The sequence below is a fragment of the Streptomyces sp. SS1-1 genome (assembly GCF_008973465.1).
In the GTDB taxonomy this organism is placed as follows: Bacteria; Actinomycetota; Actinomycetes; order Streptomycetales; family Streptomycetaceae; genus Streptomyces.
The window spans coordinates 2,544,161-2,570,307 of the sequence record NZ_WBXN01000004.1; the positions used below are offsets into that span (position 1 = coordinate 2,544,161).

A 26,147-nucleotide genomic window follows, 5' to 3' on the forward strand; every position below is an offset into this window, starting at 1 on the left:
CACTTCAGGCACGCGGAGAGCCGGCCGCCGAGCTGCTGCTCCAGCCACTTCTCCAGGTCCAGCAGGGTGCAGTGCGGGGCCCCGAGGTGGAGGGCGCAGGGCTCGGCGCGGTGGGGGGTGTCGCCGGGGCCGGGAGGGTGGCCGGGGACGCGGTGGCGTCGGGGGTGGCCGGGGACGCGGTGGCGTCCGGCGTGGCGGGGGCCGGCTGGGGGCGGGAGTGCAGCGGGGCGGACAGCAGGAGGCGGTACAGGGCGGAGGCGCGGGGGTTGTCGGAGCACAGCCACACGCCGTGCGGGCAGTAGTCGGTGATGGTGTTGTAGAGCGGCTTGTGCTGGTCCATCCAGGCCAGCATGCGCAGCATGTACGTGATGTTGTCGCCGTTGCGGAACAGGCCCCACTCCGGGTACGAGATCGGCTTGCCGTGGCGGCGGGCGAAGTCCACGTGGTACTGCAGCCCGTACGGCTCGGTGATCTGTTCGTCGAAGGTGAGGCCGCGCGGCTGGTCGTAGGCGTCCATGCCGATGATGTCGACGACGTCGTCGCCCGGGTAGCAGTCGGGCCAGGGGACGGCGTCCCGGCCGCGGCTGGGGGCGAAGTCGAAGCGGAAGCGCTGGCCGTCGACCGCGCGCATCACGCGGACGACACGGCGCCAGTACTGCTTCCAGCTCGCCGGGTCCGGGCCGCAGCGGTGGGTGTAGGTGATGCCGTTCATCTCCCAGCCGAGCACGAGGACCGTGTCCGGGATGCCGAGGGCGACCAGGCGTTCGGCGAGGGCCTGGAAGTGCGCGTCGAAGGCGCCGGACGCGGCGCGCCGCAGCAGGGTCCGGACGGTCGCGTCGGGCAGGCCGCTCTCGTTGCGTTCCATCATGGGCACGTTGAGCACGAGCATCCGGTCGGACTTGGCGCGCCGCCAGGCGGCCCAGCTGTCGAGGAAGCCGTGCCCGCCCTCGATGTTGGTCCACAGGTCGCCGGGCAGATAGGTGTGCCCGACGCGGGGTTCCTGTCCGCCGAGCCAGCGGGTGAGCTGCTGCATCCGCTGCACCCCGGCGGGCCCGTAGTGCAGGTACGCCCCGAACGCGGGCGCGTGCGCGGGCGACCCGGCCGGGGCGTGGGCGCCCTGCGGCGGCTGCGGCGAGGCGGCCGGGGGTGCCGGGTCGGCCAGGGGTGCCGGGTCGGCGGCGGGGACCGGGCGGGCCGGGTCGGGGTGGGAGGCGGAGCCGGCCGCGAGGGCCGTGCCCGGGGTGAGGGCCGCCGCGGCGATCACCGCGGCGGTGATCAGCGCCGTTCCTCTCGGGGTGGACCGTCGGCGGTCACGGGCCATGCGTCCTCCTCGGCGGGCACTTCCCTGTAAGTGACAGGAAGTCATATCCGCCGGGGCGGCACCATCGGGGCGCCGCCGAACGGGCCATCAGCTGCCGTACAGCGCCTCGATGTCGGCCGCGTACGCCTGGGTCACGGCGTGCCGCTTCACCTTCAGCGAGGGGGTGATCAGGCCGTTCTCCTCGGTCCACTCCCCCTCGACGAGCCGGAACACGCGGATCGACTCGGCGCGGGAGACGGCCTCGTTGGCGTGGTCGACGGCCTTCTGGACGTCGGCGTGCATCCGGGGGTCCTGGACGACCTCGGACATCGGGGTGTCCGCGGGCAGCCCGCGTACGGAGAGCCAGTGCGCCACCGCGTCCGGTTCGAGGGTGATCAGGGCGCCGACGAAGGGGCGGCCGTCGCCGACGACGAGGCACTGGCCGACGGGCGGGCGGCTGCGCAGCCGGTCCTCCAGGACGGCCGGGGAGACGTTCTTGCCGCCGGAGGTGACGAGGATGTCCTTCTTGCGGCCGGTGATGGTGAGGTAGCCGTCCGCGTCGAGGGCGCCGAGGTCGCCGGTGGCGAACCATCCGTCGCGCAGCACGGCGTCGGTGGCGGCCGGGTCGCCCCGGTAGGCGCCGAAGACGATGCCGCCCTTGATGAGCACCTCGCCGTCGTCGGCGATCCGGACGGCGGTGCCGGGGACGGGCCGGCCGACGGTGCCGGGGCGTGGCCTGAGCGGCGGGACGATGGTGGCGGCGGCGGTGGTCTCGGTGAGGCCGTAGCCCTCGTAGACGAGGATGCCGGCGGCGTAGAAGAACAGGTTGAGGTCGCGGTCGAGCGGAGAGCCGCCGCTGATGGCGTAGCGCAGACGGCCGCCGAGCTCCTTGCGGACCCGGCGGTAGACCAGCAGGTCGTACAGGGCCCAGGTGGCCCGGAGCCCCACGCCGGGGCCCTTGCCGGTGCCGAGGAAGTGGCCGAGGTGGGCCTCGGCGAAGCGGAGGGCGACGCGGTGGGCGCGGTCGAAGGAGGCGCCGCGGCCCAGCTTCTCGGCGGTGGCCCGGCCGGTGTCGTGGATCTTCTCGAAGAGGTAGGGGACGCCGACGAGGAAGGTGGGCCGGAACTCCCGCAGCGCGGGCCGCAGTTCGTCGGGCTTGATGCTGGGCCAGTGGCCGATCTCGATCCGGCCCATCAGGCAGGCGATCTGGATGGTGCGGCCGAGGATGTGGGCGAGCGGGAGGAAGAGCAGGGTCGAGGCGGTCTGCCCGGTGACGGCCTGGAAGACGGGGTGCAGCAGCTCGACGGTGTTGGCGGCCTCGGCGTGCAGGTTGCCGTGGGTGAGGACGCAGCCCTTGGGCAGGCCGGTGGTGCCGGAGGTGTAGCAGATCGTCGCGACAGTGTCGGGGGTGAGGGCGGCACGGCGTTTGGCGGCCTCCTCGTCGGACAGGTCGCGGCCGAGCGCGATGAGCGTGCCGAGGGCGTCGTCGTCCAGTTCCCAGACACGCGGCGGCTGTTCGTGCGCCGCGGTGGCCGCCGTGACCGTGGCCGTGTTCTGCGCGGTCTCGGTGACGACGTGCCGGGCGCCGGAGTCGCGGACGATCCACTCGACCTGGTCCGCGGAGGAGGTGGCGTAGACGGGGACGGTCTGCCCGCCGGCGGCCCAGACCGCGAAGTCCAGCAGGGTCCACTCGTAGCGGGTGCGGGACATCACGGCGACCCGGCCGCCGGGTTCCAGGCCGGCCGCGATGAACCCCTTGGCCACGGCGGTGACTTCCCGGGCGAACTCGGCCGCGGTGACCGGACGCCAGCCGTCGCCGGTGTGGCGGCGCAGGACCACGGCGTCCGGTGCCTCGGCCGCGTTGGTGTAAGGCAGGTCGGCGATGCTGCCGGTGGTGGGGCGGGACGCGAGGGCCGGGGTGCGGGCCTCGCGCACCACGCCCCCGGCGTCCGTGACGACCTCGACCTCGGCGCGTTCCAGCAGTTCGGTGCGTTGTGCGGCCCGCTTCAGATCCTTGCGTACGCCCATGTCGGCTCCCGGTGCACGTCGTACTTACCGGAGAGTAAACTTACTCAGGCGTAAGTAAAGGTCAATGGGTCCGGCATGCTCAGTCCCGGCCGGTGAGACGGCTCGCCTGCCGGATCGCGTCGGCGAGCCGGGCCACGTCCTGGTCCTCGGTCTTCCCACTCAACTCCTCCGCGCGCTCGGCGAGTTCGCCCAGACCGCCCCGCCCGGGCAGTGCCGTCCGGCCGTCGCCGCCGTCGCGCAGGGCGTCCGCGAAGTAGGCCGCCGTGGCCGTGACCTGGAAGCGGGGACTCGCGCTCCACACCGAGTCCTCCAGCGCGTCCGCCTCGATACCGCCGGACTCCTCGTGCGGGGCGCGGGTGCGCGGGTCGAGCCAGCGGACGCTCGCCGTGGCCAGGTGGCCCTCGGCGTGCCGTGCCGTGCGGACGGCGTACAGGGCGGTGACCGTGTGGCCGGGGCCGACCTCGCCGCCGTCGACGCGGTCGTCGCGGAAGTCCTCGTCCGCGACCTTCCGGTCGTCGTAGCCGATCAGCCGGAACTCCTTCACCGTTTTGGGGTCGAAGACGACCTGGGCCTTGGCGTCGCGGGCGGTCAGGTCGACGTTGCGGGGCAGGTCCTGCGCGAAGACCTTGTGCGCCTCGTCCTCCCCGGAGACGTACACGGTGTGCCCGTCGCCCTTGTCGGCGAGGCGTTCCATCAGGGCGTCGCCGTAGTCGCTGCCGACGCCCACCCCGAAGAGGGTGATGCCGTGTTCGCGGCGCTCGGAGGAGACCCGTTCCAGGATGGTGTCCGCGTCGGTGTCGCCGGTGTTGGCGAGGGCGTCGGAGACCAGCACGACCCGGTTGGTGGCGCCCTTGCGCAGGCCGTCCTCGGCCGTCTCGTACCCGGTCTTCACGCCGGCGCCGAGGTTGGTGGAGTCGGTGGGCGACAGGCTGTCGATGGCGTCGTGGATCTCGTCCCGGTGCCCGCCGACGCGGGTCGGCCGCAGCACCCGCTCGGCCTCGTCGCTGAAGGTGACCAGGGCGACCGAGTCGTCGTCGCGCAGCCGGTCCGTCATCACGCCGAGGGAGTCCTTCGCCAGGTCCAGACGGCCCGGTTCGGCCATGGAGCCGGAGATGTCGACGACGAAGGTGAGCGCGGCGGGCGGGCGGCGGGAGGCGTCCTCGGCGGGCCGAGTCGCCAGGCCCACCCGGACCAGGGACCAGTCCTCGCGCGCGGTGCGGGCGCCGTCCACGGTGACCGTGAACCCGTTGCCGTCGGGGCGGTCGTAGTCCTGGCGGAAGCTGTTGACGAACTCCTCCGGGCGGACCGTCGTGGGGTCCGGCAGCCGTCCCTCGGCGAGCGTGCGGCGGGCGTAGCCGTAGGAGGCCGTGTCCACGTCCAGGGCGAAGGTGGAGACGAGGTCGGGCTCGGGCGCGAACTCGCGGTCGCCGTCGTCGCCGTTCTTCTGCTCGCCCGAGCCGTCGCCGTCGTACTCGGGGGCGACCGGGAAGCCGCGCCCCTCGCTGCTGCGGTCCGTCGTCGAGGGACCGCCGTCCTGCCCGCCGCACCCGGTGAGCAGCAGGCCGCCCGCCGTGAGCGCGAGCAGCGCGCCCCTCAGCCGTCGTACGCGGTGTCGCTCCATCGTCCGTTCCCCCTGGTTCCGTTGACGCCGCCTTCTGTGACTGTGACGGGCCGGGGGGCCGGAACGTGCGGTACGGGGCGTTGCGGATGGGTCTCGAAGAGGGCACGGCGGGCCCCCGCCGAGACCGGTGGGTGATCTTCCGTTGACCTGGCGGGGACCTGGGCGGGGAGCCCTACGACACGATGTCCTTGCGCGTGAAGTGCCGGAAGGCCAGCGCGAACAGGATCAGGGCGTACGTCACGGAGACCGCGGTGCCCTGGATCATGCCGGGCCACTCGAGGTGCGGCTGGACGGCGTCCGCCCAGGCGAACTGCCAGTGTGCGGGCAGGAAGTGGCGCCAGTCGCCGAGCGCGGTGACGGCGTCCAGGACGTTGCCGACGATGGTGAGGCCGACCGCGCCGCCGACCGCGCCCAGCGGGGCGTCCGTCCGCGTCGACAGCCAGAACGCCAGTCCTGCCGTGACCAGTTGGGACACGAACAGGTACGCCACCACGATCAGCAGGCGCTGGGCCGCCGTGCCCGTGGCGAGCGAACCCCCGGTGGGGATCTGGAGCGGGCCCCAGCCGTAGGCGGCCGAGCCCACGGCCAGCGCGACCACCGGCAGCAGGATCATCGCGGCCAGGCTCAGACCGAGGCCGACCACCAGCTTGGACCACAGCAGCCGGGCCCTCGGCACGGGCGCGGCGAGGAGATAGCGCAGGGACGACCAGCCGGCCTCCGAGGCGACGGTGTCCCCGCAGAACAGGGCGACCGGGATGACGAGCAGGAAGCTCGCGGAGACGAACAGGTTGACGGCGGCGAAGTTGGCGCCGGAGGCCGTCGCCGTGTCCATCAGGGTGACGCGGTTGCCGCGCCCGTCCGGCTCCCCGCCGATCGCGAAGGCGGCGACCAGCACGAACGGCAGCACGGCGAGGATGCCGAACATCACCATCGTGCGGCGCCGCTTGAGCTGGCGGAGCAGTTCGACCCGCACGGGCAGGGTGCGGCCCGCCCGGTAGCCGGAGGCCACCTCGGTGCGCTCGGTGAGCGTGCTCATGCGGAACCTCCGATCAGGGTGAGGAAGGCGTCCTCCAGACGGCGGTGCGGGCCGACCGACCGGACGGGCACCTCCAGCCGGACGAGTTCGGCGACCAGCTGCTCGGCGCTGCCGTCGGCGTCGAGCCGGACCAGGAGACCGTCGTCGGCGGGGACGGCCGAGACCACCCCGGGCAGCGCGGCGACCTTCTCGACGACGGGTCCGCCGACGGCCGTGGCAGTGCCGACGAGGAGGGTGTCGCCGGAGCCGACGATCTCGGCGACCGGGCCCGCCTGCACGAGCCGGCCGCGGTCCATCACCACGAGATGGGTGCAGGACTGCTCGACCTCCGAGAGGAGATGGCTGGAGACGATCACCGTGCGGCCCGCGGCCGCGTACCGGATCATCACCTCGCGCATCTCACGGATCTGCGGCGGGTCGAGGCCGTTGGTCGGCTCGTCGAGGATGAGCAGGTCCGGCAGGCCGAGCATGGCCTGGGCGATGGCGAGGCGCTGGCGCATGCCCTGCGAGTAGGTGCGCACCGCGCGGGCGAGCGCGTCGCCGAGCCCGGCGATCTCCAGGGCCTCGTCCAGGTGGGCGTCCTCCGGCGGGCGGCCGGTGGCCTTCCAGTACAGCTCCAGGTTCTCCCGGCCCGACAGGTGCGGCAGGAAGCCGGCGCCCTCCACGAAGGCGCCGACCCGGGACAGGACCGGGGCGCCGGGGCGGACGGCGTGCCCGAAGACCCGGATCTCCCCGGCGTCGGGACGGATCAGGCCCATCAGCATGCGCAGGGTCGTCGTCTTGCCCGCCCCGTTCGGGCCGAGCAGGCCGAGCACCTGGCCCTTCTCCACCTGGAACGACAACTCCCGCACGGCGTACCGGTCCTGCGCGCGGGCGTACCGCTTGCTCAGGCCGGTGATCCGCAGCGGGACCTCGGCCAGCTCCGGGTCGGGCGCGGGGGCGGTGGTGCGGCGGCGGGCGGTCAGCAGCAGGGCGAGGGCGAGCACGGCACCGGCGGCGGGCAGCCACCACACCCAGGACGGCAGGGGCGCGGCGGCGCTGGTGACGCCGGGGGCCGTCGGGACGGACAGGTCGCTCTTCAGGGCCACCGCGTACATCGCCGGGGCGGCCGGGGAGGCGTAGCCGAGGTCCGTGGAGGACAGCACCAGGCGCAGCCGGTGGCCCTTCTCGACGTCGTGGTCGATGGCGGGGAGGGTGATCCGCACGTCCTTGCCGGCCTTGGCGTCCGTGATCCGCAGCGGGGTGACCAGCTGGGACGGCAGGACCTGCCGGCGGCCGTCGGGGCCGACGTCGTAGACCTTGGCGAACAGGACGGCGTCGTCGCTGTCGGCGCGCACGTGCACGGTGGCCGTCGGGGAGCCGGTGATGTGCAGGTTGTCGGCGACGGGCGCGGAGTCGAAGCGGGCGAACTGGCCGGGGAAGTCCAGCGAGACGCCGACGCCGAGCGACGACAGCTGGGCGAGGCCGCCGGAGCCGCCGAGGCCGGGCAGGGCGGAGACGGCGGGCGGGCTGGCACCGGCCGGGTTGGCGAAGGGCTGCTCACCGCCGGTGAGCGGCAGCCGCCGTACGCCGGCGGTCAGTCCGGGGTACGCGTCGGCGCTCGCGCCCCGCAGCTGGGCCTCGCCGTCGGTGGAGTCGATGCCCCCGGTGCGGGTGACCCGGAAGGCGGGGCCGGTGTCAGCGCCCTTGTCGCCCTTGAGGTACCGGTCGAACCAGGCGGTGGTGCGGGCCTGGACGCGGGTCGCCTCCATGTCGCCGACGTCGTGCCCGCCGGCGATCCAGTCGACGTCCACGGGGGCTCCGTTGGCGCGGATCGCGCGGGCCGCCTCGTCGGCCTGGCCGAGCGGGAAGAGGGAGTCGGACTGGCCCTGGAACAGCAGGGTGGGCACGTCTATGCGGTCGCCGACGGCGGACGGGGAGCGTTCCTCCAGCAGGGCGCGGGCCTTGGCGTCGGGGACGCCGGACTCGGCGACCCGCTGGTACATCGCGCAGAGCGTGGGCTGGAACTTGTCGCAGCCGCCGCCGGAGTTGACGAAGATGCCGGCCCACAGCTTCTTGAAGACGCCGTTCGGGAAGAGGGCGTCGGCGAGGTTCCAGTAGGTGATGGCCGGGGCGATGGCGTCGACGCGGTCGTCGTGTCCGGCGGCCAGCAGCGCGATGGCGCCGCCGTAGGAGCCGCCCGCCATGCCGACGCGCGGGTCGCCGGGCTTGTCGAGGCGGACCTCGGGCTGCCGGGCGAGCCAGTCGAGCAGCCGGGAGACGTCGGCGACCTCGCCCTTCGGGTCGTTCAGGCCGATCGCGCCGGTGGACTCACCGAAGCCGCGCGCGGACCAGGTGAGGACGGCGTACCCGTCCCGCGCCAAATCCTCGGCCTGCCGCCGCATGTCGTCTTTGCTGCCGCCGAAGCCGTGCCCGAGGAGGACGGCGGGGCGCCGCCCGCCGCCCGGCGCGGTGAAGTACGAGGTGTCGACGCGTACTCCGCCGTCCATGGCCATGACCCGGTCGGCGCGCCGTATCTCGGGGGCGTCGCCGCCGGAGGCGACCGCGGTCCAGGTCCCGGCGCCGGCCAGCACCACGGCGGCGGCCGCGGCGGCCAGCAGCCGCCGCGGCCCGCGCGGTGCGCCCCGTCCGGGCAGTCGAAGATCCATACGTCAACGGTACGGGGGGAACCTGTCGGTCCGTTGTCGACCGGGGACGAACTGTGCCACCTCCTGTGGGGGTACACGGTGGCCCGCGCGTACACCAGGCGCGGTACGCCGGTCAGTCCCGGGCGTCGTCCGGCAGGGTCACCAGCCAGCGGGTGGTGCGGCGCGGGCGCAGGTACAGGGCCCAGTAGAGGGTGGCGACGGCGGTGATGCCGCCGGTCCACGCCAGATGGACGGGTTCCTGCTGGGTGAGGATGTAGCCGAGGACCACGATCAGCATCACTGGCACCGCGGGCCACAGCGGCATCCGCCAGGCCGACGAGTGGCGGTGCTGTCCGCGCCGGGCGAGCAGGGCGGCGACCGCGACGAGCAGGTACATGCCGGTGACGGAGACGCCCGTGACGCCGTACAGGGTGTCCAGGTTGACGAAGCAGAGGGCGGCGCCGGGCACGCCGACGGCGAGGGTGGCGACCCACGGGGAGCCGAAGCGGCCGAGGCGGGCGAGGCCGTCGTTGACGGGCCGGGGCCACGCCTTGTCGCGGGCCGAGGCGAACAGCACGCGGGAGTTCTGGATGACCATGACGATGCCCGCGTTGATGATCGCGAGGGCCACGCAGAGGCTGACGAAGGTACCGACGGCGGAGTTCGACCAGGCGGTGACCATGGCGGAGAGGTCGCCACCGGTCAGTTCGGCGACGTCCGAGGCGCCCAGGGTGATGGCGACGACCGGCACCAGGATGATGACGGTGGAGATGGCGAGGGTGGCCAGGACCGTGCGGGCGACGTTGCGGCGCGGGTTCTCCAGCTCCTCGGAGAGGTACACGGCGGTCGAGAAGCCCTGGGTGATGAACAGGGCGATGGCGAGCCCGGAGACGACCAGCAGCGCCGTCACCGTGTCGGTGCGGCCGTCCGCGCCGGCCACCTCCAGGGAGGCCAGGCTCGCGGGGCCGCGCTCGGCGTGGGCGAAGCCCAGGACGGCCACTACGGCCGCCGCGATGACCTCCAGGACCAGGAAGACGCCGGTGATCCAGGCGTTGGCGCGCAGGTCCAGCAGGCCGGCGAGGGTAGCGAGGAGCATGACGCCGGCGCCGGTCAGGGCGGGGTCGAGGTGGGCGATCGGGGCGAGGTAGTCGGCGGTGCCCATCGCGATCACGGGCGGTACGACCATGACGACGAGCAGGGACAGCACGAACACCAGCCAGCCCGCGAGCCGTCCGGCGAGCGTGGACACCATCGCGTACTCGCCGCCGGCGCTCGGGACGAGGGTGCCGAGCTCCGAGTAGCAGAAGGCGACGGCGACGCACAGCAGGGAGCCGACGGCGATCGTGAGGGCCGTGGCGGTGCCGAGCGAGCCGAACAGGTCGGGGACGACCACGAAGAGCGTGGACGCGGGGGTCACGCAGGAGAGCGTGAGCAGCGTGCCGCCGACCACGCCGATGGAGCGCTTGAGCTGCCGGGGGCTGTCCGGCGCCTCGACGGCGGGGGCCTCGGCGGGGGTGAGGGTGTCGGTCACGAGGGGGATGCAACATCGACGGAAACCGTCACGTCAATGGGTGTCCTGCCACGGAATCAGTTGTCCGCGATCATGATTTCGCGCGTTAACGTCGCATCAAGGCCCATGCCCGCACGGGTTTCGCAGGTGCGGGAACCGCAGCGGACCCGGACAGAAAAATGGGGCCGTCCGCGATGCGGACGGCCCCGGAGGTGGCGTCAGTGGTTGCGCGGGAAGCCCAGGTCGACGCCGGTGGGGGCGTCGGCCGGGTCGGGCCAGCGGGTCGTGACGACCTTGCCGCGGGTGTAGAAGTGCGTGCCGTCGTTGCCGTAGATGTGGTGGTCCCCGAAGAGGCTGTCCTTCCAGCCGCCGAAGGAGTGGTAACCCACCGGCACCGGGATCGGCACGTTCACGCCGACCATGCCGGCCTCGACCTCCAGCTGGAAGCGGCGGGCCGCGCCGCCGTCCCGGGTGAAGATCGCGGTGCCGTTGCCGAACGGCGAGGCGTTGATGAGGGCCAGGCCCTCCTCGTACGTCTCGGCGCGCAGCACGCACAGGACGGGGCCGAAGATCTCGTCCTGGTACGCCTTCGCGGACGTGGGCACCTTGTCGAGCAGCGAGATGCCGATCCAGTGCCCGTCCTCGTGGCCGTCGACGGTGTAGCCGGTGCCGTCGAGGACGACCTCGCAGCCCTCGTCGGCCGCGCCCTTCACGTAGGACGCCACCTTGTCGCGGTGCACGGCCGTGATCAGCGGGCCCATCTCGGAGGTGGGGTCGTTGCCGGGGCCGATCTTGATCTTCTCGGCGCGCTCGCGGATCTTCTCCACCAGTTCGTCGCCGATCGCGCCGACCGCGACGACCGCGGAGATGGCCATGCAGCGCTCACCGGCGGAGCCGTAGGCGGCCGACACGGCGGCGTCGGCGGCCGCGTCCAGGTCGGCGTCCGGCAGGACCAGCATGTGGTTCTTGGCGCCGCCGAGCGCCTGGACGCGCTTGCCGTTGGCGGAGGCGGTGGTGTGGATGTACCGGGCGATCGGGGTCGAGCCGACGAAGGAGACGGCCTTGACGTCCGGGTGCTCGAGGAGGCGGTCCACGGCCACCTTGTCGCCGTGGACGACGTTGAAGACGCCGTCGGGCAGGCCCGCCTCGGCGAGCAGCTCGGCGATCTTGATGGACGCCGAGGGGTCCTTCTCGGACGGCTTGAGCACGAAGGTGTTGCCGCACGCGATGGCGATGGGGAACATCCACATCGGGACCATCGCCGGGAAGTTGAACGGCGTGATGCCGGCGACGACACCGAGCGGCTGCCGGATCGACGACACGTCGACACGGCTGGCGACCTGCGTGGACAGCTCGCCCTTGAGCTGCACGGTGATGCCGCACGCGAGGTCCACGATCTCCAGGCCGCGCGCCACCTCGCCGAGGGCGTCGGAGTGCACCTTGCCGTGCTCGGCGGTGATCAGCTCGGCGATCGCGTCGCGGTTGGCGTCCAGCAGCGCGCGGAACTTGAACAGGATCGAGGTGCGCTGCGCCAGCGAGGACTGGCCCCAGGTCAGGAACGCCTCCTTGGCGGCCGCGACCGCCGCGTCCACCTCCTCGACCGAGGCGAAGGCGACCTTCGTGGTGACCGCGCCGGTCGCCGGGTCGGTGACCGGCCCGAACGTTCCCGACGCGCCTTCGGCGGTCTTCCCGCCGATCCAGTGGTTGACGATCTTCGTCATGCCCGGTTACTCCTTCACAGATGGCGGCGTCGGGAGGACACGTGCCGTTCGTACAGCTCTCGGGCCTCCACCGCCGACGCTCGGGTCGCGGTCTCGGCCACAGGTACATCCCACCAGGCTCGCGCGGGCGGCGGGCCCGACACAGTGTCGGCCGTTTCGGTGCCGATGTAGACACATGAGGGAGTGTCGGCGGCTAGTGCTGTGAGCGGGAAGGTTCGCCGGGAGGCTCGCCGCGAGCCGGTGGACTTTTCCGGTCACAGCACTAGCGCCTCGCGCGGGTCGCGTACTGCCATGTCCTCCCCACGAGTCGATGGTGCGGGTGGGGGACCTCCGGCGCGGGGCCGTAGCGGGCGGGGAGTCATCGCTCGCTCTTCGCTCCTGCCAAAGCAAAGCGGCCTCCCGCGCCGGAGGCGTTCGGTGCGCCGGCGCCGCGAGGGCGGCCGGCGGGTCGTGCGGGGCCGGACGGTCCGCGCGCCCGCGCGGCACGGCGTCCGGCCGGTCGGTGGTCAGGGCGGGGTCACGGCGGCTCCGGGGCGGCCCCACTTGCCGTATGCCCGGTCCCGGCCGTCGCCGACCTCGCCGCCGGCCCGCGAGGGCTCGGCGTGCGGGCGGACGCGTTCCGCGACGTGGGCGCTCACCGGACGGCCCCCGCGGCGAGCGCGGCCTCGATCTCGCCGGTCGTCGGCATGGCGGAGGAGCACTCCAGGCGGGAGGCGACGATGGCGCCGGCCGCGTTGGCGTGCCGCATCACCGTCTCCAGGTCCCAGCCCGCCAGCAGGCCGTGGCAGAGGGAGCCGCCGAACGCGTCCCCGGCGCCGAGGCCGTTGAGGACCGTCACGGGCAGCGGCGGCACCTCCGCCCGGCCGCCGTCCCGGTCGACGGCGAGGACACCCTTGGGGCCCTGCTTGACGACGGCGATCTCGACCCCGGCGTCCAGCAACGCCCGCGCGGCGGCGTCGGGTTCGCGGACGCCGGTCGCCACCTCCACCTCGTCGAGGTTGCCGACGGCGACGGTGGCGTGCTTCAGCGCCTCGGCGTAGAACGGGCGGGCCGCCTCCGGGTCCTTCCAGAACATGGGGCGCCAGTCGAGGTCGAAGACCGTGACGCCGGACCGGGCACGGTGGGCGAGGGCCGCGAGCGTCGCCGTCCGGCTGGGCTCCTCGCTCAGGCCGGTGCCGGTGACCCAGAAGACACGGGCGTCGCGCAGGGCGTCGAGGTCGAGGTCGTGGGCGTCGATCTCCAGGTCGGGGGCCTTGGGCCGCCGGTAGAAGTACAGCGGGAAGTCGTCCGGCGGGAAGACCTCGCAGAACGTGACGGGGGTGGGCAGTCCGGGGACCGCGGTGACCCAGCGGTCGTCGACGCCGAAGCCCTGGAGGGCCTCGTGGAGGTAGGTGCCGAACGGGTCGTCGCCGGTGCGGGTGATCACGGCGGTCCGGCGGCCGAGACGGGCGGCGGCGACGGCCACGTTGGTCGCCGAGCCGCCGAGGAACTTGCCGAAGGACGTGACCTGCGACAGCGGGACGCCCGTCTGCAGCGGGTAGAGGTCCACCCCGATCCGGCCCATGGTGATCACGTCGTACGCCATCGGTGCCCTCGGTCTCCCTCGTCACAACCAGCGGGTCGGGGTCGCGGGTCGCGGCGATGCGGCCCTCCACGGCTTTCTAGCCCTCCCCGGGAAGCATGTCAATGTTTTGTCCAGACATTCGAACGAGGCTGCCGCCGGGCGGGGTTGGTGAGGTGCCCGTGGCGGGTTGGTGAGGTCTCCGTGCCCGGACGGAGTTGTCAACGCGCCGCGCCGACGCGCCCGCGTGCGCCTTTGCTGCACGCCTGTCACAAAGACCACCCCCGTGTCACGCATGTCGCGCGTACGCGGGGTCTGCGTCACACCCGGCGCACAGGCCCTGCCCGTGGTCACGGAGCGTCGTTGACCGGACACAGGCTTGTGAACGCCAGGCGCAGCGCCCGGTCCCCCCGACGGCCGGCCCCCGGCCGCCACCGCGGCGCGCGCGAGGAGGTGCCACCGATGACCGACCGAAGGCTCTGGTCGTACAAGGAGATCGCGGCGCACATCAAGGTGCAGCCGGACACCGTGCGCTCCTACCGCAAACACGGACTGCTGCCCCCGCCCGACCACGTGGAGGGCGGCAAGCCCTTCTGGTACGCCGACACCGTCCGGGCCTGGGTGGCCTCACGGCCCCGCAACCGGGGGCTGAGGCCGGACTGACCCCCGGAAAACCACCTGTGCCCCACGCGCCCCGTGGGGCACAGTCGTCCCCATGAGCGATTTCTCCGTCAAGCCCGTACTGACCGGCGAACGGACCGTGCTGCGGCCGTTCACCGAGGACGACGCCGCCGTCATGGCGGAGATCATCGAGGATCCCGACGTCGTCCGCTTCACCGGCGAGCCCTCCGCCGAGCTGACGGTCGAGCGGCTGCGCGACTGGTACGGCTCGCGGTCCGCGCAGAGCGACCGGCTCGATCTCGCCGTCACCGACCGGGCCACCGGTGAACTCGTCGGCGAAGTGGTGCTGTTCGAGTGGGACCCGCGCGCCCGAGGCTGCACGTTCCGCACGCTCATCGGGCCCCGGGGGCGCGGGCGGGGGCTCGGCACCGAGGCCACCCGCCTGATCGTCGGCCACGGCTTCGAGCAACTCGGTCTGCACCGGATCCAGTTGGAGGCGTACGGCCACAACGCCCGGGCCCTGCGGGTCTACGAGAAGGCCGGCTTCGTACGGGAGGGCGTGCGGCGGGAGGCCGACTTCCGGGACGGCCGGTGGCTGGACTGGGTGCTGATGGCGGTGCTCGAGCAGGAGTGGGCGGCCCATCGCGGCCACCCGGATCTCCCCGGCACGCCGTCGCTCAGCGGGTACGGCTCCACGGCTCGATGACCGTCACCCCGGCACCCGGCGCCGCTCCCATCGCCTCCAGCGCCGCCGGCACGTCGTCCAGCGGGATCGTCGACGTCACCAGCAGGTCGGGCCGCAGCACACCGGACCGCACCAGCTCCAGCATCGGCGGGTAGCCGTGGGCCGCCATGCCGTGGCTGCCGAGGACCTCCAGCTCCAGGGCGATCGCGCGGGCCATGGGGACGGGGGTCGTGCCGGACTCGGAGGGCAGCAGGCCGACCTGGACATGCCGGCCGCGGCGGCGCAGCGAGCCGACGGAGGCGGCGCAGGTGACCGGGGAGCCCAGCGCGTCCAGGGAGAGATGCGCGCCGCCGCCGGTGAGGTCGCGGACGGCGGCCGCGGTGTCGGGGACGCCGGACGCGTCCAGGCACTCGGCCGCGCCGAACTTCCGCGCCAGGTCCAGGGCGCCGGGTGACACGTCGACCGCGACGACCCGGGCGCCGGCGGCGGCCGCGATCATCACCGCGGACAGGCCGACCCCGCCGCAGCCGTGCACGGCGACCCACTCCCCCGCCGCGACCCGGCCCTGCCGCACGACCGCCCGGAACGCGGTGGCGAACCGGCAGCCCAGGGAGGCCGCCGTCGCGAAGGACATCTCCTCGGGCACGGCGACGAGGTTGACGTCGGCGTGGTCCAGGGCGACGTACTGGGCGAAGGAGCCCCAGTGGGTGAAGCCGGGCTGGGTCTGCCGCTCGCACACCTGCTGGTCGCCGGCCGCACAGGCCCCGCACGATCCGCAGGCGCAGACGAACGGCACGGTGACCCGGTCGCCGGGCCGCCAGCCGGTCACCCGCTCGCCGACGGCCTCGACGACCCCGGCCAGTTCATGACCGGGGACGTGCGGCAGCGTGATGTCCGGGTCGTGGCCCTGCCAGCCGTGCCAGTCGCTGCGGCACAGGCCGGTCGCCTCGACCCGCACGGTCACGCCGTGCGGCGCGGGAGCCGGGTCGGGTACCTCCCGCACCTGGGCCGGCTCCCCGAACCGCTCGAACATCACTGCGCGCATCCCCGACTCCTTCGGCCCCTGGATCGTCCGCCAAGTCCCGCTCCCCGGCGGGTCCGCGTCACGCTAACCGCCCGCCGTCACCTTGTCCCGGGCCGGGTCCGGCTTTCCGATGGCCGGCCCGGCGGCCGGGGTGCCGTCGGACTCGCTCACGCCGAAGCGCGCGTGGAACCGTCGCAGCGGTCCCGGTGCCCACCAGGTCGCCCGGCCCGTGAGCCGCATGACGGCCGGGACCAGGAGGCTGCGGACGATCATCGCGTCCATCAGCACGGCCAGCGCGATCCCGAGGCCCAGCATCTTGGTGTTGGTCACCCGGGAGGTGCCGATGGCGACCATCACGACCGCGAGGATCACGGCGGCGGCGGTGATCAGGCCGCCGGTGCGCTGCAGCCCGTGCCGAACGGCCTGTTCGTGGTCGCCGGTCGTGTCGTACTCCTCCTTGATGCGGGACAGCAGGAACACGCCGTAGTCCATGGAGAGGCCGAAGGCGACGCAGAACATCAGCACCGGCAGGGTCGTCTCGATCGAGCCGGGGCTGGTGAAGCCCAGCAGGCCGGACAGATGCCCGTCCTGGAAGACCCAGACCACCGCGCCGAACATCGCCGTGAGGCTGAGCGCGTTGAGCACCACGGCCTGGAGCGGTATCAGCACACTGCCCGTCAGCAGGAACACCAGCAGCAGGGTGACGACGGCGATGAAGGCGGCCGCCGCCGGCAGACGCTCGGCTATGGCGTCCTTGGAGTCGACGAGGACCGCCGCGGCGCCGGTCACCTTGGTGTCGAACGGCGCCGGTGCCGCGCGCAGGTCGTCCACGAGGGCCTGGGCCGGGTCGTCCACGGCCTCGCCCTCGGGCAGCACGGTGAAGTACGCCGTCTCGCCCCGCACCAGCGGCCCGTCGACCCGGAGCACCTGCGGCAGCGCGGAGATCCGCTCCTTGTACGCCGCGTACTCGGCCGGGGTGGCCCGCCCCTCGGCGAGCACCTCCAGGCCGCCGCCGGGGCTGCCCGGGAAGCCGTCGCGGATGTGCTGCTGGACGACATGGGACTCGGCACCGGACGGCAGCTGCCGGTCGTCGGCGGTGCCGAACTTCACGCCCAGGAAGGGCAGCCCGAGCAGGACCAGCACGGCGGTGGTGCCGAGGGCGAAGAAGGGGGCGCGGCGCATGACGACCCGCGCGGTGAGCGCCCATGCCCCGCCCTGGGGGCGCGCGGCGGCCTCGGCGGCCTCCGGCCGGCGTCCGCGCCGGAACAGCCGGCGCAGGTCGAGCGCGTTCACCCGGTGCCCGAGCAGGATCAGGGCCGCCGGGAGCAGGATCAGCGCGGCCGCCGCGGCCAGCAGGACCACCGCGATGCCGGCGTAGGCGAAGGACCGCAGGAAGTACTGCGGGAAGAGCAGCATCGCGGCGAGGGAGACGGCGACCGTGAGCGCCGAGAACAGGACGGTGCGCCCGGCGGTGCGCAGCGTGGTGCCGACCGCCGTCAGCGGTTCCGCCCCGGCGGCCAGCTCCTCGCGGAAGCGGCGGACGATGAACAGGGCGTAGTCCACGGCGAGTCCGAGGCCGAGGGCCGTCGTGAGGTTCATGGCGAAGACCGACACGTCGGTGAGCTCGGTGAGCCCGCGCAGTACCGCGTTGGTGCCGAGGATGGCGACGATGCCGATGCCGAGGGGCAGCAGGGCCGCCACCGCACTGCCGAACACCATCACGAGCAGGACGAGGGTGATCGGCAGGGCGATCACCTCGGCCCGGATCAGGTCCTCCTGGATCGTCGTCTGCATCTCGTGCCGCACGGCGACGGGGCCCCCGACGGACACCTGCACCGGGCCGTGCGCGCCGCGCAGCTCGGGCGCGATGCGGTCCAGGGTCTCGCCCATCCGCTTCTCGTCGCCCGTGATGCGGGCGGCGATCAGCGCCTCGTGCCCGTCCTCGGCGCGCAGGGCGGGGGCCGAGGAGGCGTCCGCCTGCCAGTAGGAGCCGACTCCGACGACACCTTTCTCGCGTGCCAGTCGGGTGGTGAGCTTCTCGGCCTCGGCGGCGACCCCGGGATCGTCGACGGAGGCCTCACCCGCGTCCACCAGGAGGAGCAGGTTGGGCTGGGAGGCGGGGAACGCCCGCTCCAGGGCACGGGTGGCGTAGGTGGACTCGGCGTCCGGGTCCTCCCAGCCGCCGCTGCCCAGGCGGTCGGCGACCCCGCTGCCCGCCAGCACGGCGAGCGCGGTGATGACCAGGGCCATCAGCAGGGACAGCCGGGGCCGTGCGGTCACGAAGCGGGTCCAGCCTCCGACCCGGGGTGAGCTGTCGGCGTCTTTCATGGGCGGTGTCCCCTTCACCCTGATCCGGCTGTGCGCAAGGAGGGCAGCATGGAAGCGTCACTGCCATAGACTGGCAAACACGAGCGATCGCTCGCGTTTCTAGAATGCGAGCGGTGACTCGCGTTTGTCAATCGCGTTCGGAAAGCTGGGGATGACGCGTGTCCGCCAACCAGGACGGCCAGGACAGCCAGAAAAGCCAGGACGGCCGGGACAGTCAGGAGAAGGAGCAGCCGCGCCGCCGCCAGGCCCGCGGTGAGCGCCGTATCGCCCAGCTGCTGGAGGCCGCGGCGGCCGTCTTCACGACCACCGGCTACTCGGCGGCCAGCACCAACGCCATCGCCCGCGAGGCCGGCGTCTCACCGGGCACGCTCTACCAGTTCTTCCCGAACAAGGAGGCGATCGCCATCGAGCTGGGCGGGCGCCTGATGCGGCAGATGCGCGAGACCTACGGCGAGGCGCTCGCCCCGGTCGACCCGACGACCTCCCTGGAGGAGGCGGTCACCGCGGCCGTGGACCGGTTCATCGCCTTCAACTGCGAGCACCCGGTGTTCTTCACCCTGATGCACGGCCCGGACGTCCCCGGCCGGATGGCGGAGGAGCACGACGCCCTGCACGCGACCCTGCTGGGCCGGATCGAGACCCTGCTCTCCTCGCTGCTGCCCGGCGCGGACCCGGCCGAGCTCAACCGCACCGCCCAGATGTGCCTGGGCCTGTACAAGACGGGTCTGGAGCTGGTGCTCGCCCACGAGGGCGCCGAGCGCGAGGCGTACGTGCGGGAGCTGAAGAACGTGCTGATCCGCTACCTCGGGCCGCTGGTCGGCGACCGGATGGGCCACGCGGACGCCCCGGGAGCGGCACCCACGGCGTGACACGCGCCGCATTCCGACGCGCCCCGCATCCCGGCGCCTCGGCGCGGTACCCGCCGAACACGCGTGCTGTACCGACAGGGCCGGCCCCTCTTTGAGCAGTACCCCATAGGGGTATACGGTTGAATGCGGAAGGGGACCCCGTGAGCCCCCTCGGCCCCACACGCCTCGACGAGGAGAACGACATGACCGCCCAGACCGACACCACCGGTTCCGTCACCGCCGTCTACAAGGTGAGCGGCATGAGCTGCGGGCACTGCGAAGGGGCCGTCTCCGGCGAGATCTCCGAGCTGGCCGGCGTCAGCTCCGTGCAGGCCGTCGCCGCGACCGGCGAGGTCACCGTGGTCTCGGCCGCCCCGCTGGACGACGCCGCCGTGCGCGAGGCCGTCGACGAGGCCGGCTTCGAACTGGTCGGCCGGATCTGATCCCGCCATGCCCCGCACCTCCACCGGCGAACCGGCCATAGCCGAGGCCCCGGCCGCCCCCACGGCCCCGACCGCTCCCGGGGCGGCCGCCACCTCGCAGGCCGAGCTGCTCATCGGCGGGATGACCTGCGCGTCCTGCGCGGCCCGCGTCGAGAAGAAGCTCAACCGCATGGACGGCGTGACCGCCTCGGTGAACTACGCGACCGAGAAGGCGCGGGTCAGCCACCCCGCCGACGTCTCCGTCGCCGACCTGATCGCCGTCGTGGAGCGGACGGGGTACACCGCGCGCGAGCCGGAGCCGCCCCGGCCCGCGCCCGAGGAGCCCACCGGGGCCGCCGAGGTCACGGAGGACTCCGGGCCGGACTCCTACCGGCAGCGCCTCGTCGTCTCCGCGCTGCTGTCCGTCCCGGTCGTCCTGCTGTCGATGGTCCCGGCCCTGCAGTTCGACAACTGGCAGTGGCTGGCGCTGACCCTCGCCTCCCCGGTCGTGGTGTGGGGCGGACTGCCCTTCCACCGGGCCGCGTCCACCAACGCCCGGCACGGCGCCGCCACCATGGACACGCTGGTCTCGGTGGGCACGCTGGCGGCGTACGGCTGGTCGCTGTGGGCCCTGTTCCTCGGCGACGCCGGCATGAGCGGGATGCGCGACGGCTTCTCGTTCACGGTGTCCCGCGGGGACGGCGCCTCCCAGATCTACCTGGAGGTCGCCTCCGGGGTGATCACCTTCATCCTCCTCGGCCGCCATCTGGAGGCACGGGCCAAGCGCCGCGCGGGCCACGCGCTCCGCGCCCTGATGGAGCTGGGCGCGAAGGACGTCGGCGTCCTGCGGGACGGACGCGAGGTCCGCGTGCCGGTGGAGCGGCTGGCCGTCGGGGACCGGTTCGTCGTCCGGCCCGGCGAGAAGATCGCCACCGACGGCACCGTCGTGGAGGGCGCCTCCGCCGTGGACGCCGCCCTGCTGACCGGGGAGTCGGCGCCGGTGGACGTGGGTGTCGGGGACGCCGTCACCGGGGCGACGGTCAACGCGGGCGGCCGGCTCGTCGTGGAGGCGACCCGGGTCGGCGCGGACACCCGGCTGGCGCGGATGGCGCGGCTGGTGGAGGAGGCGCAGAGCGGCAAGGCCGAGGCGCAGCGGCTCGCCGACCGGATCTCCGCCGTCTTCGTGCCCGTGGTCATCGCCCTCGCGGTCGCCACCTTCGGCGTCTGGCTCGGCGCCACCGGCGACACGGCGGCCGCGTTCACCGCCGCCGTCGCGGTGCTGATCATCGCCTGCCCGTGCGCGCTGGGCCTGGCCACGCCGACGGCCCTGATGGTCGGCACGGGGCGCGGCGCGCAGCTCGGCATCCTCATCAAGGGTCCCGAGGTGCTGGAGTCCACGCGCCGGGTCGACACGGTCCTGCTGGACAAGACGGGCACGGTCACCACGGGCCGTATGACCCTCCAGGGCGTGTACGCCGCCGAGGGGACGGACGAGGAGACGCTGCTGCGGCTCGCGGGCGCCGTGGAGCACGCCTCGGAGCACCCGGTGGCCCGCGCGGTCGCCGCGGGCGCCGAGGAGCGGGCCGGACGGCTGCCCGCGGTCGAGGACTTCACCAACGTGCCGGGGAAGGGCGTCCGCGGACGCGTGGAGGGCCATGAGGTGGCCGTGGGCCGCCTCGCCGAGAACACGGCGGCCCTGCCCGCAGAGCTGGCCCGCGCCGCCGAGGAGGCCGAGCGCCAGGGCCGTACGGCCGTCGTGGTCGGCTGGGACGGGGTGGCACGGGGTGTCCTCGCGGTCGCGGACACCGTGAAGGAGAGCAGCGCGGAGGCGGTACGGGCGCTGCGCGCGCTGGGGCTCACCCCGGTGCTGCTGACCGGGGACAACCGGCGGGTGGCCGAGTCGGTGGCGCACGCGGTCGGTATCGATCAGGTGATCGCGGAGGTCCTGCCGGAGGACAAGGTCGAGGCGGTACGGCGGCTGCGGCGCGAGGGGCGGTCGGTGGCCGTGGTCGGTGACGGCGTCAACGACGCGGCGGCGCTCGCCACCGCCGATCTGGGCCTGGCCATGGGGACGGGCACGGACGCGGCGATCGAGGCGAGCGACCTGACCCTGGTCCGCGGGGACCTGCGGGTGGCCGCGGACGCGATCCGGCTGTCCCGGCGGACCCTGGCCGTCATCAAGGGCAACCTCGTCTGGGCCTTCGGCTACAACGTCGCCGCGCTGCCGCTGGCCGCGGCGGGGCTGCTGAACCCGATGATCGCGGGGGCCGCCATGGCGTTCTCGTCCGTGTTCGTGGTGACCAACAGCCTGCGTCTGCGGACGTTCCGGTGAATTCGTAGGAAGAACCACCCCGGACCCCCCTGGAGTCCGGCGCCAGGCTCACATAAGCTCTTCACAAGGCTCACGCATCATCCTTACGCTGGAGCCCCAGTCGCCGTATCTGCTCTCTTGCGCACCTAACGGACATATGCAAGAGACGCAGATCACAGTGACGTGAACGTAACCATCGAAGGGGTTCGAAGGTCTAAGTTGACGATGTCAGGCGGCGTCTTGGGGGGCGCCCACTGGCATCTGAGGATGTCTTGGGGGACTTCCTCAGAGTTGCGTTGCCGGGGCACGCATCTCGGGAAGCTTTGAGCGGCCCTCCCGAGTGTGCGCTGTCCCGGCAGACCGCACAGAACAACCGCATACATGAGTACGTCGAGTTCTGCTCATTGTGCTCAACAGCGATTCAGGCGCTGTCCTCACAGACGCCCGGCCGGATCCCGTGGGGGGAATCCGCACCGGGACATGGGAAGGCGCCCTGGACGTCGGCCCGTGGGGGGACCGCCGCCAGGGCGCCTTCTTCTTTTCCGGACCTCTTGTCGCCCGCGTCCCCTTGTCCCCGAGACGTGTCCCCGAGACTTCCCCGTGACGCACGGAAGCCCCGCACCCGACCCTGACGGTCGGACACGGGGCTCCAGGATCCGAGGGGGCGGCTCAGCGCTCCTCGACGGGGACGAAGTCGCGCTCGACGACGCCCGTGTAGATCTGGCGCGGGCGGCCGATGCGGGAACCCGGCTCCTTGATCATCTCGTGCCACTGGGCGATCCAGCCCGGCAGGCGGCCGAGGGCGAACAGGACCGTGAACATCTCGGTCGGGAAGCCCATGGCCCGGTAGATCAGGCCGGTGTAGAAGTCCACGTTCGGGTAGAGGCTGCGCGAGACGAAGTAGTCGTCGGAGAGCGCGTGCTCCTCCAGCTTGAGCGCGATGTCCAGCAGCTCGTCGGACTTGCCGAGAGCGGAGAGGACGTCGTGCGCGGCGGCCTTGATGATCTTGGCGCGCGGGTCGAAGTTCTTGTAGACCCGGTGGCCGAAGCCCATCAGGCGGACGCCGTCCTCCTTGTTCTTCACCTTGCGGATGAAGGAGTCGACGTCGCCGCCGGCGTCGCGGATGCCCTCGAGCATCTCCAGCACCGACTGGTTGGCGCCACCGTGCAGCGGGCCCCACAGGGCGTTGATGCCGGCGGAGATCGAGGCGAACATGTTCGCCTGCGACGAGCCGACGAGGCGGACCGTGGAGGTCGAGCAGTTCTGCTCGTGGTCCGCGTGCAGGATCAGCAGCTTGTCGAGCGCCGAGACGACGACCGGGTCGAGGTCGTACTCCTGGGCCGGCACCGAGAACGTCATGCGCAGGAAGTTCTCGACGTAGCCGAGGTCGTTGCGCGGGTAGACGAACGGGTGGCCGATCGACTTCTTGTACGCGTACGCGGCGATCGTTGGAAGCTTCGCGAGCAGCCGGATCGTCGAAAGGTTGCGCTGCGTCTCGTCGAACGGGTTGTGGCTGTCCTGGTAGAAGGTGGACAGCGCCGAGACGACCGACGACAGCATGGCCATCGGGTGGGCGTCGCGCGGGAAGCCCTTGTAGAAGTTCTTGACGTCCTCGTGCAGCAGGGTGTGCTGCGTGATGTCGTTCTTGAACGACGAGAGCTCGTCGACCGTCGGCAGTTCGCCGTTGATCAGCAGGTAGGCGACCTCCAGGAAGGTGGAGCGCTCGGCCAGCTGCTCGATCGGGTAGCCGCGGTAGCGGAGGATGCCCGCCTCGCCGTCGAGGTAGGTGATGGCGGATTTATACGCGGCCGTGTTGCCGTAGCCGCTGTCCAGCGTCACCAGACCGGTCTGGGCGCGGAGCTTGCCGATGTCGAAGCCCTTGTCGCCGACGGTGCTGTCGATCACCGGGTAGGTGTACTCGCCGTCGCCGTACCGCACTACTACAGAGTTGTCGCTCACGTCTTCCCTCACCGACGTTGTGCCTCATCTTCGAGGTTGCCCTGACTGTCTCTACCCTCCCCCATTCGGCTCAGGAGAGTGCACTCGGGGTCGACCATTGGGCCTATTGACGGCACTGAGTGCCGCCAACCTGCCATCCTGCCCCCTGTCTTGCCCATCCGGAAGTGGTCTGTGACCTTCACGACTCATTTGATCGATCATTTTTTTCACGACCTTATGAAACCGCAGGTCACCGGAGGGCCCTCAGGGGCCCCGGACGGCCCGTTCAGCCACCCGCGAGCCGGAAGTCGAGCGCCGTGCAGCGCCGCCCCGCGGACACCGTGCGCACCGCCTGGCCGATCGCCTTGCGCGAGCCCACGAGGACGACCAGACGCTTGGCGCGGGTCACCGCCGTGTACAGCAGGTTCCGCTGGAGCATCATCCATGCTCCGGTCGTGACGGGGATCACGACGGCGGGATACTCGCTGCCCTGGGAGCGGTGGATCGTCACCGCGTAGGCGTGCGCGAGTTCGTCCAGCTCGTCGAAGTCGTACGGCACCTCCTCGTCCTCGTCCGTCAGCACCGTCAGGCGCTGGTCGACCGGGTCGAGCGAGGTGACCACGCCCACGGTGCCGTTGAAGACGCCGTTCTCCCCCTTGTCGTAATTGTTGCGGACCTGGGTGACCTTGTCGCCGACGCGGAAGACCCGGCCGCCGAAGCGCTTCTCCGGCAGGTCGGGGCGGGCGGGTGTGACCGCCTGCTGCAGCAGGGCGTTGAGCGCGCCCGCGCCGGCCGGTCCCCGGTGCATGGGGGCCAGGACCTGCACGTCCCGGCGCGGGTCGAGGCCGAACTTGGCCGGGATGCGGCGGGCCGCCACGTCGACCGTGAGCCGGCCCGCCTCCTCGGTGTCGTCCTCCACGAAGAGGAAGAAGTCCTTCATGCCGTCGGTGACCGGGTGCTGCCCGGCGTTGATCCGGTGCGCGTTGGTGACGACCCCGGACTGCTGGGCCTGACGGAACACGCGCGTGAGGCTGACGGCGGGGACGGGGCCGCCGTCGGCGAGGAGATCCCTGAGCACCTCGCCGGCGCCGACGCTGGGCAGCTGGTCCACGTCCCCGACGAACAGCAGGTGCGCGCCCGGCGGTACGGCCTTGACCAGCTTGTTCGCCAGCAGCAGGTCCAGCATGGACGCCTCGTCGACCACGACCAGGTCGGCGTCCAGCGGCCGGTCCCGGTCGTACGCCGCGTCGCCGCCGGGCTTGAGCTCCAGCAGGCGGTGGACGGTGGACGCCTCGGCGCCGGTCAGCTCGGCGAGGCGCTTGGCGGCGCGGCCGGTGGGCGCGGCGAGCACCACCTTAGCCTTCTTGGCGCGGGCCAGCTCGACGATCGAGCGGACCGTGAAGGACTTGCCGCAGCCCGGCCCGCCGGTCAGGACGGCGACCTTCCGGGTCAGCGCCAGCTTGACGGCGGCCTCCTGCTCGGGCGCGAGGTCGGCGCCGGTACGGCCCCTGAGCCACCCCAGCGCCTTGCCCCAGTCGACGTCGCCGAAGCCGGGCATCCGGTCCTCGTCGGTGCGCAGCAGCCGCAACAGCTGGGCGGACAGGGACAGTTCGGCCCGGTGGAACGGCACCAGGTACACGGCCGTCACCGGCTCGGCGGCGCCGTCGGGGCCCGGCACCTTCTCCCGTACGACACCGGGGTCCGAGCCGTCCTCCGGGACCTGCGCCAGCTCGGCCAGACAGTCGATGACGAGGCCGGTGTCGACCTGGAGGAGCTTCACCGCGTCCTTGATCAGCTGTTCCTCGGGGAGGTAGCAGTTGCCCTGGTCGGTGGCCTGCGACAGGGCGTACTGCAGACCGGCCTTGACCCGCTCGGGGCTGTCGTGCGGGATGCCGACGGACTGGGCGATCCGGTCGGCGGTGAGGAAGCCGATGCCCCAGACGTCGGCGGCGAGGCGGTACGGCTCGTTCTTCACGACGGAGATGGAGGCGTCGCCGTACTTCTTGTAGATGCGCACGGCGATGGACGTGGACACCTCGACGGTCTGGAGGAAGAGCATGACCTCCTTGATCGCCTTCTGCTCCTCCCAGGCGTCGGCGATCTTCTTGGTCCGCTTGGGTCCGAGCCCCGGCACCTCGATGAGCCGTTTCGGCTCCTCCTCGATGATCCGCAGCGTGTCCACGCCGAAGTGCTGCGTGATCCGGTCGGCGAAGACGGGCCCGATGCCCTTCACCAGGCCCGAGCCGAGGTAACGCCGGATGCCCTGGACGGTGGCGGGCAGGACGGTCGTGTAGTTCTCGACGTGGAACTGCTTGCCGTACTGCGGGTGCGAGCCCCAGCGGCCCTCCATCCGCAACGACTCCCCCACCTGCGCGCCGAGCAGCGCGCCGACGACGGTGAGCAGGTCATTGCCACCCCTGCCGGTGTCGACGCGGGCGACGGTGTAGCCGTTCTCCTCGTTGGCGTAGGTGACGCGCTCCAGCACACCTTCGAGCGTGGCGAGCCGCCGCTCCCCGGCGTCCGGTCCGGACTGGTTGGCCATGATCCGACGGTACCGGTGGGGTGT

18 protein-coding genes and 2 pseudogenes are annotated in these 26,147 nt (G+C 72.5%); 5 read left to right on the forward strand and 15 right to left on the reverse strand.

What is annotated here, in order from left to right:
* Positions 1–4: 4 nt before the first annotated feature.
* The 11 genes and pseudogenes from F8R89_RS12790 to iolC all read right to left on the reverse strand — a co-directional run bounded on the left by F8R89_RS12790 (position 5) and on the right by iolC (position 13,428).
* Positions 5–1,321 (reverse strand): glycoside hydrolase family 26 protein, encoded by a 1,317-nt coding sequence (locus F8R89_RS12790; protein WP_413251251.1) that lies wholly within the window; start codon positions 1,319–1,321, stop codon positions 5–7.
* A gap of 87 nt (positions 1,322–1,408) precedes the next feature.
* Positions 1,409–3,328 (reverse strand): AMP-dependent synthetase/ligase, encoded by a 1,920-nt coding sequence (locus tag F8R89_RS12795; RefSeq protein WP_151784093.1) that lies wholly within the window; start codon positions 3,326–3,328, stop codon positions 1,409–1,411.
* 79 nt (positions 3,329–3,407) lie between these two features.
* On the reverse strand, positions 3,408–4,949 hold the full coding sequence (locus F8R89_RS12800) for a vWA domain-containing protein (protein WP_151784094.1): 1,542 nt from the start codon (positions 4,947–4,949) through the stop codon (positions 3,408–3,410).
* 172 nt (positions 4,950–5,121) lie between these two features.
* Positions 5,122–5,985 carry an ABC transporter permease gene (locus F8R89_RS12805; RefSeq protein WP_151784095.1) on the reverse strand — a complete coding sequence of 288 codons (864 nt, stop codon included), beginning with the start codon at positions 5,983–5,985 and terminating at the stop codon, positions 5,122–5,124.
* Complete coding sequence (locus tag F8R89_RS12810; protein ID WP_192806109.1) at positions 5,982–8,633, reverse strand: alpha/beta fold hydrolase; 2,652 nt, start codon at positions 8,631–8,633, stop codon at positions 5,982–5,984. Before F8R89_RS12810 ends, F8R89_RS12805 begins: the two co-directional genes overlap by 4 nt.
* A gap of 112 nt (positions 8,634–8,745) precedes the next feature.
* Entirely contained in the window at positions 8,746–10,143 is a 1,398-nt protein-coding gene (locus F8R89_RS12815; RefSeq protein ID WP_151784096.1) for an APC family permease, read from the reverse strand.
* A 197-nt stretch (positions 10,144–10,340) separates the two neighbouring features.
* Positions 10,341–11,843: a CoA-acylating methylmalonate-semialdehyde dehydrogenase gene (gene mmsA / locus F8R89_RS12820; RefSeq protein ID WP_151784097.1), complete on the reverse strand. Its 1,503-nt coding sequence runs from the start codon at positions 11,841–11,843 to the stop codon at positions 10,341–10,343.
* Positions 11,844–11,857: 14 nt separating this feature from the next.
* A pseudogene (locus F8R89_RS36685) lies at positions 11,858–12,043 on the reverse strand (hypothetical protein); the annotation flags it as partial.
* Between the two features lie 161 nt (positions 12,044–12,204).
* Positions 12,205–12,279: pseudogene (locus F8R89_RS36690) on the reverse strand (5-deoxy-glucuronate isomerase); the annotation flags it as partial.
* 70 nt (positions 12,280–12,349) lie between these two features.
* Positions 12,350–12,481, reverse strand: coding sequence for a hypothetical protein (locus F8R89_RS37105; protein ID WP_264158885.1), 132 nt, complete (start codon positions 12,479–12,481; stop codon positions 12,350–12,352).
* On the reverse strand, positions 12,478–13,428 hold the full coding sequence (iolC, locus tag F8R89_RS12835; protein ID WP_151784098.1) for a 5-dehydro-2-deoxygluconokinase: 951 nt from the start codon (positions 13,426–13,428) through the stop codon (positions 12,478–12,480). Before iolC ends, F8R89_RS37105 begins: the two co-directional genes overlap by 4 nt.
* A gap of 438 nt (positions 13,429–13,866) precedes the next feature.
* On the opposite strand from iolC, the gene F8R89_RS12840 reads away from it, so the two are divergent.
* Both F8R89_RS12840 and F8R89_RS12845 read left to right on the forward strand, forming a co-directional pair.
* Entirely contained in the window at positions 13,867–14,067 is a 201-nt protein-coding gene (locus F8R89_RS12840; protein WP_062670143.1) for a helix-turn-helix transcriptional regulator, read from the forward strand.
* A gap of 52 nt (positions 14,068–14,119) precedes the next feature.
* Positions 14,120–14,731 (forward strand): GNAT family N-acetyltransferase, encoded by a 612-nt coding sequence (locus F8R89_RS12845; protein ID WP_151784099.1) that lies wholly within the window; start codon positions 14,120–14,122, stop codon positions 14,729–14,731.
* Here the strand turns inward: F8R89_RS12845 and F8R89_RS12850 are convergent.
* Both F8R89_RS12850 and F8R89_RS12855 read right to left on the reverse strand, forming a co-directional pair.
* A complete protein-coding gene (locus F8R89_RS12850; RefSeq protein ID WP_151784100.1) occupies positions 14,703–15,755 on the reverse strand; it encodes a zinc-dependent alcohol dehydrogenase family protein in 1,053 nt (350 codons plus the stop codon). The two genes, F8R89_RS12845 and F8R89_RS12850, sit on opposite strands and share 29 nt — an antisense overlap.
* A gap of 63 nt (positions 15,756–15,818) precedes the next feature.
* Positions 15,819–18,062: an MMPL family transporter gene (locus F8R89_RS12855; RefSeq protein WP_151784101.1), complete on the reverse strand. Its 2,244-nt coding sequence runs from the start codon at positions 18,060–18,062 to the stop codon at positions 15,819–15,821.
* Between the two features lie 158 nt (positions 18,063–18,220).
* Between F8R89_RS12855 and F8R89_RS12860 the strand changes: the two genes are divergently transcribed.
* The 3 genes from F8R89_RS12860 (at position 18,221) to F8R89_RS12870 (ending at position 21,664) form a co-directional block, all read left to right on the forward strand.
* Complete coding sequence (locus F8R89_RS12860; protein WP_151784102.1) at positions 18,221–18,931, forward strand: TetR/AcrR family transcriptional regulator; 711 nt, start codon at positions 18,221–18,223, stop codon at positions 18,929–18,931.
* Between the two features lie 182 nt (positions 18,932–19,113).
* Positions 19,114–19,353 carry a heavy-metal-associated domain-containing protein gene (locus F8R89_RS12865; RefSeq protein ID WP_151788103.1) on the forward strand — a complete coding sequence of 80 codons (240 nt, stop codon included), beginning with the start codon at positions 19,114–19,116 and terminating at the stop codon, positions 19,351–19,353.
* Between the two features lie 7 nt (positions 19,354–19,360).
* Complete coding sequence (locus tag F8R89_RS12870; protein WP_151784103.1) at positions 19,361–21,664, forward strand: heavy metal translocating P-type ATPase; 2,304 nt, start codon at positions 19,361–19,363, stop codon at positions 21,662–21,664.
* Positions 21,665–22,312: 648 nt separating this feature from the next.
* Here the strand turns inward: F8R89_RS12870 and F8R89_RS12875 are convergent.
* The gene (locus F8R89_RS12875; RefSeq protein WP_151784104.1) at positions 22,313–23,602 is read right to left on the reverse strand and encodes a citrate synthase; all 1,290 of its coding nucleotides are present in this window, start codon (positions 23,600–23,602) and stop codon (positions 22,313–22,315) included.
* A gap of 265 nt (positions 23,603–23,867) precedes the next feature.
* A complete protein-coding gene (locus F8R89_RS12880; protein ID WP_151784105.1) occupies positions 23,868–26,123 on the reverse strand; it encodes an ATP-dependent RecD-like DNA helicase in 2,256 nt (751 codons plus the stop codon).
* Positions 26,124–26,147 lie beyond the last annotated feature (24 nt).

What these genes read in the sequence shown, in the direction of transcription:
- F8R89_RS12800 (WP_151784094.1), bottom strand. Translation starts at nt 4,949, where the DNA reads ATGGAGCGACACCGCGTACGACGGCTGAGGGGCGCGCTGCTCGCGCTC.
- F8R89_RS12840 (WP_062670143.1), top strand. Translation starts at nt 13,867, where the DNA reads ATGACCGACCGAAGGCTCTGGTCGTACAAGGAGATCGCGGCGCACATC.
- F8R89_RS12855 (WP_151784101.1), bottom strand. Translation starts at nt 18,062, where the DNA reads ATGAAAGACGCCGACAGCTCACCCCGGGTCGGAGGCTGGACCCGCTTC.
- F8R89_RS12880 (WP_151784105.1), bottom strand. Translation starts at nt 26,123, where the DNA reads ATGGCCAACCAGTCCGGACCGGACGCCGGGGAGCGGCGGCTCGCCACG.
- F8R89_RS12865 (WP_151788103.1), top strand. Translation starts at nt 19,114, where the DNA reads ATGACCGCCCAGACCGACACCACCGGTTCCGTCACCGCCGTCTACAAG.
- F8R89_RS12805 (WP_151784095.1), bottom strand. Translation starts at nt 5,985, where the DNA reads ATGAGCACGCTCACCGAGCGCACCGAGGTGGCCTCCGGCTACCGGGCG.
- F8R89_RS12810 (WP_192806109.1), bottom strand. Translation starts at nt 8,633, where the DNA reads ATGGATCTTCGACTGCCCGGACGGGGCGCACCGCGCGGGCCGCGGCGG.
- F8R89_RS12845 (WP_151784099.1), top strand. Translation starts at nt 14,120, where the DNA reads ATGAGCGATTTCTCCGTCAAGCCCGTACTGACCGGCGAACGGACCGTG.
- F8R89_RS12795 (WP_151784093.1), bottom strand. Translation starts at nt 3,328, where the DNA reads ATGGGCGTACGCAAGGATCTGAAGCGGGCCGCACAACGCACCGAACTG.
- F8R89_RS12790 (WP_413251251.1), bottom strand. Translation starts at nt 1,321, where the DNA reads ATGGCCCGTGACCGCCGACGGTCCACCCCGAGAGGAACGGCGCTGATC.
- iolC (WP_151784098.1), bottom strand. Translation starts at nt 13,428, where the DNA reads ATGGCGTACGACGTGATCACCATGGGCCGGATCGGGGTGGACCTCTAC.
- F8R89_RS12870 (WP_151784103.1), top strand. Translation starts at nt 19,361, where the DNA reads ATGCCCCGCACCTCCACCGGCGAACCGGCCATAGCCGAGGCCCCGGCC.
- mmsA (WP_151784097.1), bottom strand. Translation starts at nt 11,843, where the DNA reads ATGACGAAGATCGTCAACCACTGGATCGGCGGGAAGACCGCCGAAGGC.
- F8R89_RS12850 (WP_151784100.1), bottom strand. Translation starts at nt 15,755, where the DNA reads ATGCGCGCAGTGATGTTCGAGCGGTTCGGGGAGCCGGCCCAGGTGCGG.